Genomic DNA, 14,554 nt, shown 5'->3' with positions numbered 1-14,554 from the left:
CCATGAACCACAGCTCGCCTCTTGGTCAGTTTTTTGACCGTCATGCCTCTGCCTGGACCCAGACCCATGGCCATCTGCCTGTGACCGATCGTAGCGAATCCGGCCCCGCCAGTGCCGGTGAGCATGAGCTGGGTCAGCTCTGGCAGCCTGCAGCCCATGATGCGGCGGATTTTGCCAACCTGGCCCAGGCCCTGGAGCTGGAGCTGCATCCCGCTCTGGCCGACTTCTACGGCCATTTCTTTGCGGGCAATCCCGGCTTCGATGCTCCCTTTGGCGCCGGCGAACTGCTGCAGCCTTGGAATGATGAGGATTTCGAGTTTTTGCAGGAGAATCTGATTGGCCATGCCCTGATGAAACAGAAGCTGAAGCAGCCGCCCACCTGGTTCATTGGTGTGATGGCGGATTCGGACCTGATGCTGGTGCTGGATAACAGCGACGGCTCCGTCTGGTTGGAGTTGCCCGGCAAGGAGCCACAAACCCGGGTGGCGGATTCTTTGGAGGCGCTGTTTGACAGCCTCGCCCCCAGGGTGGTGCTGCCGGAACCCATGCCGGAGGAACCGCAGCGACCCGGTTTCTGGGCCAGGGTGAAAACCATGCTTGGGCATCTGACCGGCCGCAGTTAGTCCCTGTAGGCTGGTTTAATGGAACTTCATGACGGGGAACGTTTTTGGGACGTTCCTTTTTTGTGTTTGGCCCTTTCAAGCGGGTCAGTGCGATGATTATTCCCCCCTCAGCCGACTGTGCGACCCTGATATGCAATGCTGGCTCTTTGAAGTTAAGTTCTGATTGCCTGGAAGAGGGGAGCTGGAGCAGGTTGATGTTCAATTTTTGGCTTCTAAGTTGGACATTTTCCTCAAACCCAAGAAATGAGTACTTTAATTTAGAGGTTGCGCAATTTGAGGCAAAAGCCTGTCAAGCTCAAGATACTGAATTGACTGGAGTTTGATAATTTCTAAACCCTGGACTATAGAAAGAGCACCATTAATGCACAGGGTTGGTGAATCTAATGAGACTTGCAGGAATAAGGGAATTTCTTGTTCTTTTTTGCGCTTTAGGAGTGATGGCGGGCTGTGGTGGAGGTGATGGAAGCCTGGATCAGCAAGATCCCACACAGCGGCCTGAGACCTGGCGCCCAGGAGGCGGCGACGACGGGGGGACTGGAAGTGGCGACAGCACAGCCGCCGCCCATACTCTTGAGATGAGCATGTGGGATTGTCCCGATCCCTCTGTTAATTCCCTCGACTCCTGTACCCAGAGCACCAGTTTCGATGCTCAGAAAGCGGCCGTGTTGCGAGTGCACGCTCGGCGGGATGGTTCGGACTCTTCCGGTGAACTGGTTAACGTTTTCAGCGATAAGGGCAGCTTGATTCCCGCAGATGGCCGGGTGTTGACCGGTGAAGATGGCAGTGCCCTGCTTCGCATCCAGGCCGATGACGATGAAGGGGTGGTGGCCATCAGTGCCAGCTATGCGGATGCCACCAGCCAGATGTATGCCCAGATCAATGCCATTCAGGTGGGTCTGACTCTCTCCACCAGCCTGGCGGATGGCCAGGTGCTCTCCGACGGCTCCACCATGGCGGTAACGGCGTCGTTGACCGTGAACGGTCAGTCTTACATGGAGCCGTTATCGGTCAGTTTCTCCTCCACCTGTGCCCTGAGCGGCAAAGCGGAGATCGATGAACAGGTCCTATCCCAGGGGGGCGAGGCGGTGGCCACCTATCGTTCGACTGGCTGTGAACAGCAGGACCAGGTGACCGCAACCCTGGCCCTGGGCGGCAGCACCGCCACCGACAGCCTGACCATTCCCCTGGCGTCGGTGCCCATTGCCAGCATTCAGTTTGTCTCGGCGACTCCAAACTACCTGCAACTGGAGGGCACTGGCGGTGTTCGTACCACCACCTTGCTGTTCCAGGTCCTGGATGAGAATGGTCAGCCCAAGCAGGGAGTGGATGTGGCCCTCTCCCCGGCCAGTGGTGAGGAGCGTTTCACCATGACCACCGATTTGGCCAGGAGTGACAACCAGGGAATGGTGTCGGTGGCAGTGACCTCCAAGAACCTGCCTGGTCCCTTCCGGGTGAAGGCCGAGGTGGTGGACAGTGATCCCCTGATTGTGGCGGTCTCTCAGGAACTGAGAGTGGGTACTGGCCTGCCGGATAAGAACAGCTTTGATATCAGCTTCTCCGAGCACAATCCCCAGGCGTGGTTCTACAACGGCGTGCAGGTGAGGATTACCGCGTCAGCGGGGGACCACTTCAATAATCCGGTACCCGATGGCACGGCCATCTCATTCATTACCGAAGGGGGCTTGATAGAAGCCAACTGCCTCACTACCGATGGTCACTGCTCAGTAAACTGGGTGTCTCAGGGACCACGCCCCGAGGATGGCAGGTCGACAGTTGTTGCATGGGTCGAGGGGGAGGAGTCCTTTACCGATGCCAATGGTAATGGCTTCTATGACCTGGGCGAATGGGACGGTGGCGATGAGCATGAAGTTTACATCGATGCCAACGACAACGGCCAATATGATGATGGAGAGCAGTTTATCGATCGAAACGGTAATGGCCAATGGGATGGTGGTGATGGTCAGTACAACGGCTTGCTGTGCCAGGGCGCGCCGTTGACCAGCGGTGACTGCAGCCGGGAACTGGTGGATCTTAATCGATCGGGCACTATCGTGATGTCCGGGGCCGATCCGTTGGCGTACTTCTGTCACTACGATGCCGTCGATGAAGACGATGACGAACTGAGATGGTTTGATTGCTGGAACGATGCCACTGACAAGCGTTGGGAGGCCGATAGTCCTGTCGATGGTATGGCACTGGCTTGTGTGGTGGATGAAGCGTTGAACGGCTCATGGAATCCAGTGCCATATGGAACCACAGTGAAATTTGTGGTTGATGGTGATGTGACCACAGTGGGCCAGAGTAGCTTTGTCCAGGGCAGCATAAATGTGCCTATCTATCATATCGATGAGGATGGTGTGACTCGCGAAGATAATCGCAGCACTTGCGGTGCCGGCCGTTATAGCATTGCAGTAACTTCGGGCGATGAGGGCGGTACTCTTTTCGTCGAGGTGGAGCTGCCCGACGGTAAATATGCCTCTGACTCGATCACTGTAACCCCTTAAGCGCAGTGATGCCCGGCACTTCCGGGTGAAGTAAAAACGGCCTCAATTGAGGCCGTTTGTTTATGGGGCTAGAAGAAGCCCAGTGGGTTGGGGTCGTAGCTCACCAGCAGGTTCTTGGTCTGCTGATAGTTGGACAGCGCCATCTTATGGGTTTCCCGTCCTATGCCGGACTGCTTGTAGCCACCGAAGGTGGCATGGGCCGGGTAGAGGTGATAGCAGTTGACCCAGATTCTGCCGGCCTCGATGGCCCGCCCCAGGCGCATGGCCCGGTTCTGATCCATGGTCCACACGCCTGCACCCAGTCCGTAGTCGGTGTCGTTGGCGATGGCGATCGCCTCCGCCTCATCCTTGAAGGTGGTGATCCCCAGGGTGGGGCCGAAGATCTCCTCCTGGAACACCCTCATATCGTTGGTGCCCTTGAGCAGGGTGGGCTGGACATAGAAGCCGCCGCTGCCGTCGGCCGGGGTAAAGGCATCCCCGCCCAGCAGAAACTCGGCACCCTCTTCACGAGCCACTTTCATGTAGCTCATGATCTTATCAAACTGCTCCTGAGACGCCTGGGCACCCACCTGGGTATCGGTGTCCAGGGGATTGCCCTGCTTTATCGCTCTGGCCCGCTCCAGCACCCGCTCAATGAAGCGGTCGTAGATCGATTCCTGCACCAGTGCCCTGGATGGGCAGGTGCATACCTCACCCTGGTTGAAGAAGCCCAGCAACAGTCCCTCGACGCACTTGTCGATAAAGGCGTCATCCTGCTCCATGACGTCCTCGAAATAGATGTTGGGGGATTTGCCCCCCAGCTCCAGCGTCACGGGAATCAGGTTATCTGACCCCTGATGCATGATATGGCGGCCGACCTGGGTGGATCCGGTGAAGGCCAATTTGCGGATGCGCTTGGAGCTGGCCAGGGCCTGCCCCGCCTCTTCGCCAAAGCCGTTCACCACATTGACCACCCCTTCAGGCAGCAGATCGCCGATGGTTTCCATCAGCACCAGGATGCTGGCCGGGGTTTGCTCTGCAGGTTTGAGCACCACGCAGCAGCCGGCGGCCAGGGCAGGAGCCAGCTTCCAGGCGGCCATCAGCAGCGGGAAGTTCCAGGGGATGATCTGCCCCACCACACCGATGGGTTCGTGGAAGTGATAGGCGTTGGTGTTGGCATCCAGTTGGCCGATGCTGCCCTCCTGGGCGCGCAGTGCGCCGGCGAAGTAGCGGAAGTGGTCCACGCACAGGGGCAGGTCTGCCGCCAGGGTCTCACGGATCGGTTTACCGTTGTCCCAGGTCTCCACCAGGGCCAGGGCTTCGCTGTTGGCCTCGATGCGATCGGCAATTTTCAGTAGCAGGTTGGCCCGCTCCGCGGCGGCGGTGTTGCCCCAGATGGGTTGGGCTTTGTGGGCTGCATCCAGGGCCAGCTCGATGTCCTCGGCGCTGGAGCGGGGAATTTCGCAAATGGTGGAGCCGTCCACCGGAGTGGTGTTGGGAAAGTAGTTTCCCTGCACCGGTTCAACCCACTGGCCGCCGATGAAGTTCTGATAGCGGGATTTAAAGCTGAACAGGGCGCCTGGGGTGCCGGGCTTCTGGTAGATCATGGTGCGTCTCCTTCGCGGTTTGCGAGCCACGACACGGCGGAGACGACCTGCCCTGATACGACTTGGGCTTCGGCGGTGCCGAAAGCTCTGTGGATGGCGGCTCAGTGTTGAGCCGATGTTTGAGTATGCCGGGGATATTCGGTCTTGCCCATAGACTTTAGTCTTAGGACGCGGCCCCTGGGGCAGTCAGGCTCTAGATCAGATCCCAGGAGAGGTTGGACACCAGGCGACAGTCGTGACAGACGAAGTGGAACAGGTCGTGGATGGTCTCGCCCAGGTACCACTCCTGATTGCCACAGCGAGGGCAGGGGCGGGCTTTCTCCTCCGCCAGTGAGCCACCACCGACCCGATAGAGGTAGTAGTAGGTGGGGACCTTGGTCAGGTACTCGATGCGTCCGCGCAGATCCCAGCCCCGACGAAACAGGGCGCTGTTGACCTTGGTGATCTCATCCAGGGCAGCGAACTCCACGGCGCCACTGCCGGCCATCTGCAGTTCATCACAGGCCTGCCATTCACTCTGCCACTTGATCAGGGCTTTGTGGTCGCCGTTAAAGGTAGCGGGCAACCGGTACAGGGGTACGGGCATCATGGTCTCGCCGTCTCTCAGTGGCGAGCAGGTGTGCACATAGGTGGTGTAGAGCAGTTGCCAGTTGGTGGGCAGCACCGGGGAGCTGGCCTCACTGTTGATGTCCCTGCCCAGTACCTTGAGCCGGGGGCGGGTCAGTTTGGCCTCTGCCAGCAGGTCGATGCGCCTCTGGGCCCAGGCGGAGTGAAACCTGGGGTGAAGGCTCTCCTCTTCCGGGCAGAGGGCTCGTAGCCTGAACTCGGCGTCGTGCTGCATGACAGGGAACTCTTTCCCCAGAATCTGGCCATTGGCCCGCCACGCCTCCACCAGTTGGTTGATGGCGTACTCCACCTGGGAGAGGGTGGTGTCGGCAAAGCACTCAAAGCGAAGTTCGACCAGGTACATAGGGGGCTCCAGTATCGTCAGGCGGGCAATTATAACGGCCGAGCCATTCGGAGCAAGGAGATATGGACCCTACGAGGTTCGGTCAAGCTTCGCTTCTACAGCGGCCAGGCGGGCAGTCAGTTCCTGCACCTGACGCTCCAGTTGACTGAGGCGGTCCTCCTCAATCGGCGGCGGTTGCGGCGCCTCGGGAAGCTGCGCCAGCACGCCTTCCGGATCAGCCTGATAGGCCTTGATCGCCTGGATCAGCGCTGGCATGGGGTGGCGGTCAGTGGCGGCCGCCTTCAGTTTGGCCAGGGTGACCTCCTGCCCCTGACGGTGCAGTTTGGCCAAGGCGAGAAGAATGTCATGGTTCATGTTGATAAAAAGTAGTGAGATTTACCAACAGTGTGGCGCAATTCCTAAAACTGAGACAAGAGATATATTTAACTAATTGAAAATTAATGGCTTTAATTTTTGGCAAACCTCTTGCTACTCCTTAGCCGTTATCGAGTTTGACAAGGAGAACGAAGAATGAAGAACCAACTGATGCTGCCCGCCGCCATTGTCCTGACCCTGAGCCTGTCCGGGTGTGTTGTCGCCGTGGGAGGTGATGGCTGGGAGGGAGACTCCTGGGATGGCGACAGTCACAGCTCCTGGGAGGAGGTGGAGAAGCGCAACCGGGAGAGATTGTCCCAGCTAAGCCCCGGCATGAGCGTGGACCAGGTGGTGGCCTTGATGGGTACGGCCGAGTTCAACGAGCTCTATCGTGAAGAGAGCAAGGAGGTTCAGGTGCTGTTCTATCGAACTCACCGTACCAAAGGAGACGGAAAAACCTCCAAGGATGAGTGCACCCCGGTGGTGTTTGAAGGGGGTAAAGTCGTAGGTTGGGGCAACAAGGCCTACAGCAACTCCATCTAGATTGGCAGAGCACCAGAGAAGAGACAACGCCGGCACAGCCGGCGTTTTTTCTTTAATTCTTGTGTAGCAGGGTGTCCAGCTGATCGATCACTTCACTCCACTCTCCATCACTGCTGCGTCCCTCTTTGAGAAAATCAGCCTGTGCCTGGGTCCAGAAGCCTGCGGCTTCGATGGGGGTATTGGCGTCGAGGTGATAGCCCTGGATAAAGTGGGAGACGGAAACCGGATCACTGGCCATGCCCAGTTGGTCGAACAGGCTGTTCAGGTTGGCTTTGGTGGTGTCCATAACTGCATCCTTTCCATTGAAGAATCACCTTGAGTGTAGTCTCAAAGCTGAGCCTTGGTCGGGCCCTAAACCAATGCTCGGGGTACACTGGAAAAAGATCTTGTGTTATCAAGGTGTGTGTAGAGAGAGTTGAACGCAGGAGAGAGAGTATGGGCCAAGGGCAGAGCGCCGAGATCAAGGCCGGCTACCTGACGGCTGAAGAGCTGAGGGTTGCGGCTTCGTTACTCTACAACGCCTATCACGATGACCTGTTTTTTCAGCAGGCCTTCGGCCGGCAGGGCTATGGTCAGAAGCTCCGGGCTGCGTTGCGCGAGGAGTTGGCTGAGCTTTGGCAGCATAAACAGAAGCTGGTGGGTTTCTATGAGGGGGATGTCCTGGTGGCGGTTGCCTGTATCGTCGACAAGGAGTACCCGCAAGGGGAAAGTCGTTACTGGTACTGGCGACTGAAGATGGCTTTGGGCACCGGCTGGAGCCCCACCCGTCACTGGATGGAGCGGGAAGATGAACTCAAGGGGATGTTGCCCGGTGATGACTACTGGTTGTTGCAGCTGATTGCCGTTCATCCCCAGCATCAGAACCAGGGGATCGGTGGTCAGGTTCTGGCCTCCCTGCTGCAGCTGTTGTCTGAGAGTGACTCCCAGGGGTTGGCGGTGTTTGTGTCCCAACCTAAGCACGAGCAGTTGTTTGCCCGAAAGGGGTTCAAGTCCATGGAAAAGGTGACTTTAGGCGACGTAACCGGTCAATTAATGTACTTCGATGCGGTCGATCGGGATGGTGTGGCTCAATCGGGCTGATGGATTTTGTGCGAGATCTCTTACAAGCCTGTAGGAAAATGGTGGGTCTTTTGGCAGGCCCAATCTCGTTACCAAAACCCAAGTGGCTGATTGTAAGGAATAAAGGTTGATTTGAACCCCAAAGTTGGCCAATAATTAACCATCCATTGATTTGGTCCCCCATCTTGTTTGTTTCTGTGATCTGAGTAGACTTTGAAGTGTGCCAAGGGAACAGGCTTCTAAATCGACTTGGAGATGCGTGACAGGGAGTTGCCATTAATGAGACGGTTTGGGCGAACCGGACAGACATCACTAGGATGGTGAGACTTGAAAGGGGAGCCACTCTGCCAGGATTGCAGAATCCCAAGGAAGGTACAGGACACCTCCAGGACGGAGAAGCGTTCGATAACAGGATGTTATCGTGTTAAGGAGAACAGTACAGCAATGTACAGGGATGCTGAAGGATCAGCACAGGGAAGATCGCAGGAAGCGAGTGGTACGCAAGGATGATGCAGGGAGCACGAATTATAGCGGGATTGCTTAGCGTGTAATATCTAGGGGCGCACTCTGTGCGCCCCGTTCTATTTGTGGTTTCAAAAAGTGCAGCACCAAGGGGCAGAGGTTCGTGCCGTTGAGGTCGGACAAAGGAAACCACAATAAAAAAGCCTGACTCGTGTCAGGCTTTTTTATTGTTTACTTGCAGCCGCTGGAGCAGTTGCCACTGGAGCAACTGGAGGCGGGAGCGCTGCCGCCGCCGCACCCACCGATGCGCCCCTTGCTTAGAGGCACCTCTTGCCACTCGGGCTCGGGGTAGAAGGGCATCTCCACATCCTTAAGCTTCTTACCGCTCATCACCACAGTGGCGTGCAATCGGTTCATGCCGTCGGTGGAGAACTCACACTGGTAGCGGGTATTCCACCCCAGCCCCTGGCCGGCTATAAACCCCAGCCGGGCGCGCACCCTGGCGGTGCTGACCCACTGCAGACGTCGCTTTTGACATACCCGCTTGGCATGAAACTCGGCGATCTCGGAGATCTGCCTCAACTGCCAGAAGATGGCGGCGATTCCGCACACCACCAGTCCCAGAATAAGATCGGTGAGATTCAACATTCCTTACGCCTTAACACTTTGCATGAGGTGGCCAATGGCTTCTGCCAGCGCCTGATCCCGCTCGGGGTCCCTCAGGACACTCAAAACCTGTTGACGTAACGTTGGCATGGAAACCAGATCAGAGTAAAGACCTACGAACAAGGTTTTATCCAGTTTTGCCAGTCGGGTCAGGTAGGCCTTCAGCAGTGGCGGGTGGGTTAGGGCGCTCCAGCAGCGGGCGGCGATCACCACCAGGGTGTCGGCACTGGCCTGGGGCAGAGCCAACTCGATCGCCTTGGCCAGGGACGCCTGATGTCCAGCCAGGCCGCGAAGGACCATCTGATTGATGGCGTCATGGTCGCCTTCACCCATCAGGGTCAGCCAGGCCTCGGCCATCTGAGGCGAGCAGGGGAAGTGTTCCGCCACCGAGGCAAAGGCGGCCAGGGGCTCGGGGGGCATCTGGCCAATGGCCTGGGGTAACTCCTCATCACGCTGTGCCTGGCTCAGACGGGCCAGGTTGTCCGCCAGCCCCTGCAGGCCCAGTTGCTGCCAGTTGTCCCAGCCTAACTGGCCCTTCAGGTAGCTTTGGCAGTGTTCGTAGTAGATGGAGGCGGGGCGGGCCAGTTGGGCATTGATGCGGGCATGGAACACCGCCAGCTTGTCCTGGCTGGGCTGGAAGATAAAGGGGTTGCTCTTGAGCTGCTCCTGCTGCTCCTGAGTCATGGGGGCGGTGGGATCCTTGCCCAGGGCGTCCACCACGGTCTGCAGAAACTGGCTGCGGGCGGCAGGGTTCAGCAGGCCTCGCTCATCCAGGGGCAGTTTGATGAACCAGATATAGTGGTCTTGAGACAGGGCAGGGTTCCAGAACAATACCCCAAGCCAGGCATGACCGCTGCGGGGGTAAGGGTAGGGGCTTTGGGTTGCCTCCACCTGGGCAAACTCGATGGGATCCAGGGGAACCACCCGGCGCCCCAGGTCAAACACCTGGTACTGGACGCCTGCGGCCTGGAGGAACTGATGCAAAGTGGTGATGTTTTCCATGAGCGCTCTCTGGTTTCTGGCACGGCTGTAAAGCAATTGAGCGCGCTATTATAGGGGCAAGCAGAATGGGATGGTATGATTCCGCACCATTTGATCCCCTGGAGTGAGAGATGACCCTGAAGATGGCGGTGCGCCGCGAACTTGAGCGGTTGCAGGCGCAATTGATTCAAGATGGCTTGTGGCAGTCAGAGCCGGTGTCGGCCCTGGCGCTGGCCAGTACTCAGCCCTTTGCCGTGGACACCTTGAGATTTGAGCAGTGGCTTCAGTTTATCTACCTGCCCAGGCTGTTTGCCCTGCTGGACGCCGGTGCGGCCCTGCCCACCAAGGTGGCGGTGACGCCCATGGCGGAAGAGGCCCTGGCGGGTCATCGCGAGGTGATCGTCATATTGTCCAGGCTGGACACTCTCATGAGTGAGGCACAAGATGCTTGAGATTCTGTTTGAGGATGAGCACCTGGTGGCGGTGCACAAGCCCAGCGGCCTGTTGGTGCATCGCAGCTGGCTGGCCAAGCGGGAAACCGAGTTTGCCATGCAGATGGTTCGGGACCAGGTGGGCTGTCATGTGTACCCGCTGCACCGGCTGGACAGGCCCACGTCGGGCATCCTGTTGTTCGGAAAGTCCGCCGAGATTGCCCGAATCATGCAGCCCCAGTTTGCCGAACAGGGCATCCACAAGGAGTACCTGGCGCTGGTCCGCGGGTACCTCAATGAGGCGGGAGAGCTGGACTACCCGCTGAAGGAGGAGCTGGATAAGATCGCCGACGCCCAGGCGGATAAGGACAAGGAGGCCCAGGAAGCGGTCACCCGTTACCGTCCCCTGCATCAGGTGGAGCTGCCCTATCCCGTGGGACGTTACGACAGCTGTCGTTATACCCTGGTGGCGATGAAACCCCTGACCGGCCGCAAGCATCAGCTTCGTCGTCACATGGCGCACCTGCGGCACCCCATCATCGGCGACACCAGTCATGGTGATGGACGCCACAACAAGTTCTACCGGGATCACTTCGGGGTGCAGCGTTTATGGTTGCTGGCCAAGGCTCTGTGCTTTGATCATCCGGTGACCGGCGAGCGTATCGAGCTGGAAACCGGGCTGGAGGAGGAGTGGCTGCGCCTGTTCGAGGCGTTTGGTTGGTCGACCGAGCAGAAGAGTTACCGTCTTCTTGAGCCGCTGGGGGCGGACTGAGGCAGGGAGCCCAAATTTTCCTGATGGGTTTGGGTGAAATAGGTCAGGCGGCGGATACGCTGCCGCTTGATGTGAATCCTGTGATGAATACGGCGTACTCTCTGACGGAACTGCATCCTGCCCCCGTTGGCGCGGTTGTTGCGCCTTTTCGGTCCTTACAGTAAGGTGGAATTGGGAATTTATCAAGTCATTAACAGGATGTAGCTCGATGGCCAGGATCAGTGTGTTAGTGGGGTCGGTGTATGGTGGCGCCGAGTTCACGGCGGAGCAGGTGTGCCAGGCTCTGCAGGTACAAGGCCATCAGGCTGCCATCAGTGACGCCCAGAGCGCGGAACAACTGCTGGCGGAGGGCAGCGACGCCTGGCTGGTGGTGACCTCCACCACGGGCAGTGGCGATCTTCCGGACAACCTGCTCCCCCTTTTCCTTTCTCTTAAAGATCAGTTTCCCCTGATGCCCAAGTTGCGCTATGGCGTGATTGCCCTGGGTGACTCCAGCTATGGTGACACCTTCTGTGGGGCCGGACGCCAGTTTGATGAGCTGCTTGCCGAACTGACCGCTGTCCGCATCGGTGAGCGCCTGCAGATCGATGCCTGCGAGACCATGGAGCCCGAACAGGTGGCTCTGCCCTGGGTGGAGTCCTGGCAGAGACAGCTCTGCGAGGCACTGGTCGAGGCGTAGTCGAGGGGTTATGACCAAAAGCTGGTTCCGCAGTCTGCAAAGGGTCGGCAAGGCCCTGATGGTGCCGGTGGCGGTGCTGCCGGCCGCGGGTCTCCTATTGGGTTTGGGCACCAGTCCCTTGGGCATCTTCCCCGAGGTGGTGCAGAGCCTGCTGTTGCAAACCGGCTCGGTGATCTTCAGCCTGTTGCCTCTGCTGTTTGCCATGGCCATCGCCCTCTCCTTCTGTCACCAGGATGGCTCCGCCTCGGTGTCGGCGGTCATCGGGTACGGGGTGATGCTGGCCACCATGTCGGTGCTGGCCCAGGTGTATGGCTGGGAAACCAGCACGGTGCTGGGGATGTCGACACTCAACACCGGTGCCCTGGGGGGCGTCCTCAGTGGGGCGGTCACCTCCATGGTCTATCGGCGATGTTATCGAGTGGAATTGCCTGAGTTTCTGGGCTTCTTTGCCGGTCGACGGCTGGTGCCCCTGGCCAACGTGCCAGCGGCGATCCTGCTGGGGCTGCTGATGGCCAGTCTCTGGCCCTGGATGACCCTGCTGCTGGATAAAGTGTCCCACTGGGTGGTGTATCAGCAGCCGATGCTGGCCTGGGGAGTCTATGGCCTGGTCGAGCGACTGCTGATTCCCCTGGGGCTGCACCATATCTGGAATCTTCCCTTCTATTACGAGGTGGGCAGCTTCTCCACCCCTGCCGGCTACCTGATCCAGGGTGAGGTGGGGCGCTTCCTGGCAGGGGATCCCAATGCGGGACACCTGGCGGGGGGCTATCTGGTCAAGGTGTGGGGCTTGCCGGCGGCCGCCCTGGCGATCTGGCGCTGTGCCGATGCCGAGCAGCGCACCCAGACGGCGGGTGTGATGTTCTCCGCCGGACTGACCTGTGCCATTACCGGGGTCACCGAGCCTGTGGAGTTTGTCTTCCTCTTTGTGGCGCCTCTGCTCTATCTGGTGCATGCCCTGCTGACCGGCCTGGCCTATGTGCTGGCCATCGCCGTCGACTTTCACCATGGGCTGGTGTTCTCTCAGGGGCTGCTGGATTTCAGCCTGTTCTATCACCTCTCCCGCAATGACATCTGGTTCTGGGTGTTGGGGATCCTCTACGGGGTGGCCTACTACTTCCTGTTCAGCTTTGTGATCACCCGTTTCAACCTGCCTACGCCGGGACGAACCCCTCACGAGGCCAAAGAGGAGATCAGTGCCGAAGAGGTGCTCAGTGCGCTGGGGGGCGGCGACAACATCCGGGATCTGGATGCCTGCCTGACCCGCCTTCGGGTCAGTGTGCATCAGGCCGCCCGGGTTAAGGAGCCTCAGCTCAAGCAACTCGGCGCCAAGGGGGTGGTGGTGATCGGAGATGGGGTCCAGGTGGTGTTCGGCCCCCAGGCCGAGAAGCTCCGCGGTGAGATGCAGGAGCTGTTGCTGCGCGCCTGAATGCGTTGCCAATGAAAAAGCCGCTGTGCAGCGGCTTCTTTCTTACCCTATCGCTCGAACAATCTAATCAAACCAGACCTCAAGTCGCTGGCCATTGAACGCAATGTCCTGAATGGTCACCTGACCTTCGTAGTAGCGGTCTCTGATCAGATTGGCAACCTTGTCTGCTCCGTTCACTTCGGCAAAGGTGGCCACGTCGTCACCGTTGCACACCAGCTTGTCCAGAACCCGGTAGGGGTTTACCCGGTACACTTTCATGGTGTTATTGAAGGTGAGGCGGCTGTTGGAGAGTGAGGCTTTGCAGGTGGCGATCAGCGATTGCTCCATGGCGGATGTCATGGCTGCCTGTGCTGGCAGAGCAAGGGCCATACCCAGGGCAGCGGCAGTAAGAGTCAGTGCTTTCATTCCTTTCTCCTTGGTATATCCCATAGATGATTAGGGGGTGATTGTGTCCCACTAAGCATGGTGGCTCAGGTATGTACAGGTGGTTACAAAGGGTAAACGGGTGTGTCCCGCACAGGGGCTGGAGATCAGGGGAGATGGAGGTGATTCATTTGGGTGAGAAAACGCAGAGAAAAGTGTGTCTGTTCTGAAACAAAAAAAGCCCGCGATGGCGGGCTTTTTATCAGGAACGGGGCCGTAGCGGCCCGGCGGGCGTCAGCTTTGACTTATTCGGCGCTGCGCAGCAGCTCGTTGATGCCAACCTTGGAGCGGGTCTTGGCGTCCACTTTCTTCACGATGATGGCCGCGTACAGGTTGCAGGAGCCGTCGGAGGAGGGCAGGGTGCCGGAGACCACCACGGAGCCGGCAGGCACACGGCCGTAGTGCACCTCACCGGTTTCACGGTCGTAGATGCGGGTGCTTTGGCCCAGGTATACGCCCATGGAGATCACGGAGCCCTCTTCTACGATGACGCCTTCCACCACTTCGGAGCGGGCGCCGATGAAGCAGTTGTCTTCGATGATGGTGGGGCTGGCCTGCAGGGGCTCCAGCACGCCGCCGATGCCAACGCCACCTGAGAGGTGCACGTTCTTACCAATTTGAGCACAGGAGCCTACGGTGGCCCAGGTGTCCACCATGGTGCCCTCATCGACGTAGGCGCCGATGTTGACGTAGGAGGGCATCAGTACGGTGTTGCGGCCGACAAAGGCGCCTTGACGGACGGTGGCGGGCGGGACCACGCGGATGCTTTCCTGACGGAAGCGGGCGTCGTCGTAGTCGGCAAACTTCATGGGAACCTTGTCGAAGTAGCGGGTCTCGCCCCCTTCCATCACCTGGTTGTCGAACAGGCGGAAGGAGAGCAGAACCGCTTTCTTCAGCCACTCATTCACCACCCACTGACCGTTCTGTTTTTCTGCAACGCGGGCCTGGCCTTTATCCAGCAGGTCCAGGGCGTGTTTCACGTCCTGAATCAGGGCGGCGTCGGCATTGGCTGGGGTGATGTCGGCGCGGCGCTCAAAAGCGGCTTCAATGCGTTGTTGCAGTTCGGTCATCGAAT

Annotated in this window: 16 protein-coding genes; 8 read left to right on the top strand and 8 right to left on the bottom strand. The window is 58.7% G+C overall.

The window, feature by feature from the left end:
- Positions 1 to 2 precede the first annotated feature (2 nt).
- Positions 3 to 623, top strand: coding sequence for a SecY-interacting protein (gene syd / locus ACN0RV_RS04965; RefSeq protein ID WP_417346124.1), 621 nt, complete (start codon positions 3 to 5; stop codon positions 621 to 623).
- 581 nt (positions 624 to 1,204) lie between these two features.
- Entirely contained in the window at positions 1,205 to 3,127 is a 1,923-nt protein-coding gene (locus ACN0RV_RS04960; RefSeq protein WP_417346122.1) for a hypothetical protein, read from the top strand.
- Between the two features lie 68 nt (positions 3,128 to 3,195).
- On the opposite strand, the gene ACN0RV_RS04955 is transcribed toward ACN0RV_RS04960, so the two are convergent.
- From ACN0RV_RS04955 to ACN0RV_RS04945, 3 genes are all read right to left on the bottom strand, one after another.
- Positions 3,196 to 4,713, bottom strand: a complete 1,518-nt coding sequence (locus ACN0RV_RS04955) for an aldehyde dehydrogenase family protein (protein WP_417346120.1) — start codon at positions 4,711 to 4,713, stop codon at positions 3,196 to 3,198.
- Positions 4,714 to 4,906: 193 nt separating this feature from the next.
- The gene (locus ACN0RV_RS04950) at positions 4,907 to 5,683 is read right to left on the bottom strand and encodes a Zn-ribbon-containing protein (RefSeq protein ID WP_417346118.1); all 777 of its coding nucleotides are present in this window, start codon (positions 5,681 to 5,683) and stop codon (positions 4,907 to 4,909) included.
- A gap of 69 nt (positions 5,684 to 5,752) precedes the next feature.
- Positions 5,753 to 6,037, bottom strand: a complete 285-nt coding sequence (locus ACN0RV_RS04945) for a hypothetical protein (protein ID WP_417346116.1) — start codon at positions 6,035 to 6,037, stop codon at positions 5,753 to 5,755.
- Positions 6,038 to 6,193: 156 nt separating this feature from the next.
- Between ACN0RV_RS04945 and ACN0RV_RS04940 the strand changes: the two genes are divergently transcribed.
- Positions 6,194 to 6,580 (top strand): DUF3192 domain-containing protein, encoded by a 387-nt coding sequence (locus ACN0RV_RS04940; RefSeq protein ID WP_417346115.1) that lies wholly within the window; start codon positions 6,194 to 6,196, stop codon positions 6,578 to 6,580.
- Between the two features lie 52 nt (positions 6,581 to 6,632).
- On the opposite strand, the gene ACN0RV_RS04935 is transcribed toward ACN0RV_RS04940, so the two are convergent.
- Positions 6,633 to 6,866: a DUF2789 family protein gene (locus ACN0RV_RS04935; protein WP_417346113.1), complete on the bottom strand. Its 234-nt coding sequence runs from the start codon at positions 6,864 to 6,866 to the stop codon at positions 6,633 to 6,635.
- 149 nt (positions 6,867 to 7,015) lie between these two features.
- Here ACN0RV_RS04935 and ACN0RV_RS04930 point away from each other — a divergent pair, with 149 nt between their 5' ends.
- Positions 7,016 to 7,660, top strand: coding sequence for a GNAT family N-acetyltransferase (locus ACN0RV_RS04930; RefSeq protein WP_417346111.1), 645 nt, complete (start codon positions 7,016 to 7,018; stop codon positions 7,658 to 7,660).
- Positions 7,661 to 8,332: 672 nt separating this feature from the next.
- Here the strand turns inward: ACN0RV_RS04930 and ACN0RV_RS04925 are convergent.
- Both ACN0RV_RS04925 and ACN0RV_RS04920 read right to left on the bottom strand, forming a co-directional pair.
- Positions 8,333 to 8,749 carry a DUF3301 domain-containing protein gene (locus tag ACN0RV_RS04925; RefSeq protein ID WP_417346109.1) on the bottom strand — a complete coding sequence of 139 codons (417 nt, stop codon included), beginning with the start codon at positions 8,747 to 8,749 and terminating at the stop codon, positions 8,333 to 8,335.
- Between the two features lie 3 nt (positions 8,750 to 8,752).
- Positions 8,753 to 9,769, bottom strand: a complete 1,017-nt coding sequence (locus ACN0RV_RS04920; RefSeq protein ID WP_417346107.1) for a DUF3549 family protein — start codon at positions 9,767 to 9,769, stop codon at positions 8,753 to 8,755.
- A 110-nt stretch (positions 9,770 to 9,879) separates the two neighbouring features.
- On the opposite strand from ACN0RV_RS04920, the gene ACN0RV_RS04915 reads away from it, so the two are divergent.
- The 4 genes from ACN0RV_RS04915 to ACN0RV_RS04900 all read left to right on the top strand — a co-directional run bounded on the left by ACN0RV_RS04915 (position 9,880) and on the right by ACN0RV_RS04900 (position 13,056).
- Entirely contained in the window at positions 9,880 to 10,200 is a 321-nt protein-coding gene (locus tag ACN0RV_RS04915) for a YqcC family protein (RefSeq protein WP_417346105.1), read from the top strand.
- Complete coding sequence (gene truC, locus ACN0RV_RS04910; RefSeq protein ID WP_417346104.1) at positions 10,193 to 10,951, top strand: tRNA pseudouridine(65) synthase TruC; 759 nt, start codon at positions 10,193 to 10,195, stop codon at positions 10,949 to 10,951. The genes ACN0RV_RS04915 and truC overlap by 8 nt, the downstream gene beginning before the upstream one ends.
- A 208-nt stretch (positions 10,952 to 11,159) precedes the next feature.
- Positions 11,160 to 11,630: a flavodoxin gene (locus ACN0RV_RS04905; RefSeq protein WP_417346102.1), complete on the top strand. Its 471-nt coding sequence runs from the start codon at positions 11,160 to 11,162 to the stop codon at positions 11,628 to 11,630.
- Between the two features lie 10 nt (positions 11,631 to 11,640).
- The gene (locus tag ACN0RV_RS04900; protein ID WP_417346100.1) at positions 11,641 to 13,056 is read left to right on the top strand and encodes a PTS transporter subunit EIIC; all 1,416 of its coding nucleotides are present in this window, start codon (positions 11,641 to 11,643) and stop codon (positions 13,054 to 13,056) included.
- A 63-nt stretch (positions 13,057 to 13,119) separates the two neighbouring features.
- On the opposite strand, the gene ACN0RV_RS04895 is transcribed toward ACN0RV_RS04900, so the two are convergent.
- Both ACN0RV_RS04895 and dapD read right to left on the bottom strand, forming a co-directional pair.
- A complete protein-coding gene (locus ACN0RV_RS04895) occupies positions 13,120 to 13,461 on the bottom strand; it encodes a DUF3718 domain-containing protein (protein WP_417346098.1) in 342 nt (113 codons plus the stop codon).
- Positions 13,462 to 13,724: 263 nt separating this feature from the next.
- Complete coding sequence (gene dapD, locus ACN0RV_RS04890; RefSeq protein ID WP_417346096.1) at positions 13,725 to 14,549, bottom strand: 2,3,4,5-tetrahydropyridine-2,6-dicarboxylate N-succinyltransferase; 825 nt, start codon at positions 14,547 to 14,549, stop codon at positions 13,725 to 13,727.
- Between the last annotated feature and the right edge of the window lie 5 nt (positions 14,550 to 14,554).

The organism is Ferrimonas sp., from assembly GCF_048263965.1.
Lineage (GTDB): Bacteria > Pseudomonadota > Gammaproteobacteria > Enterobacterales > Shewanellaceae > Ferrimonas.
Note: the sequence above shows the minus strand (reverse complement) of the source record. Positions and strands in the feature narration are given on the sequence as shown.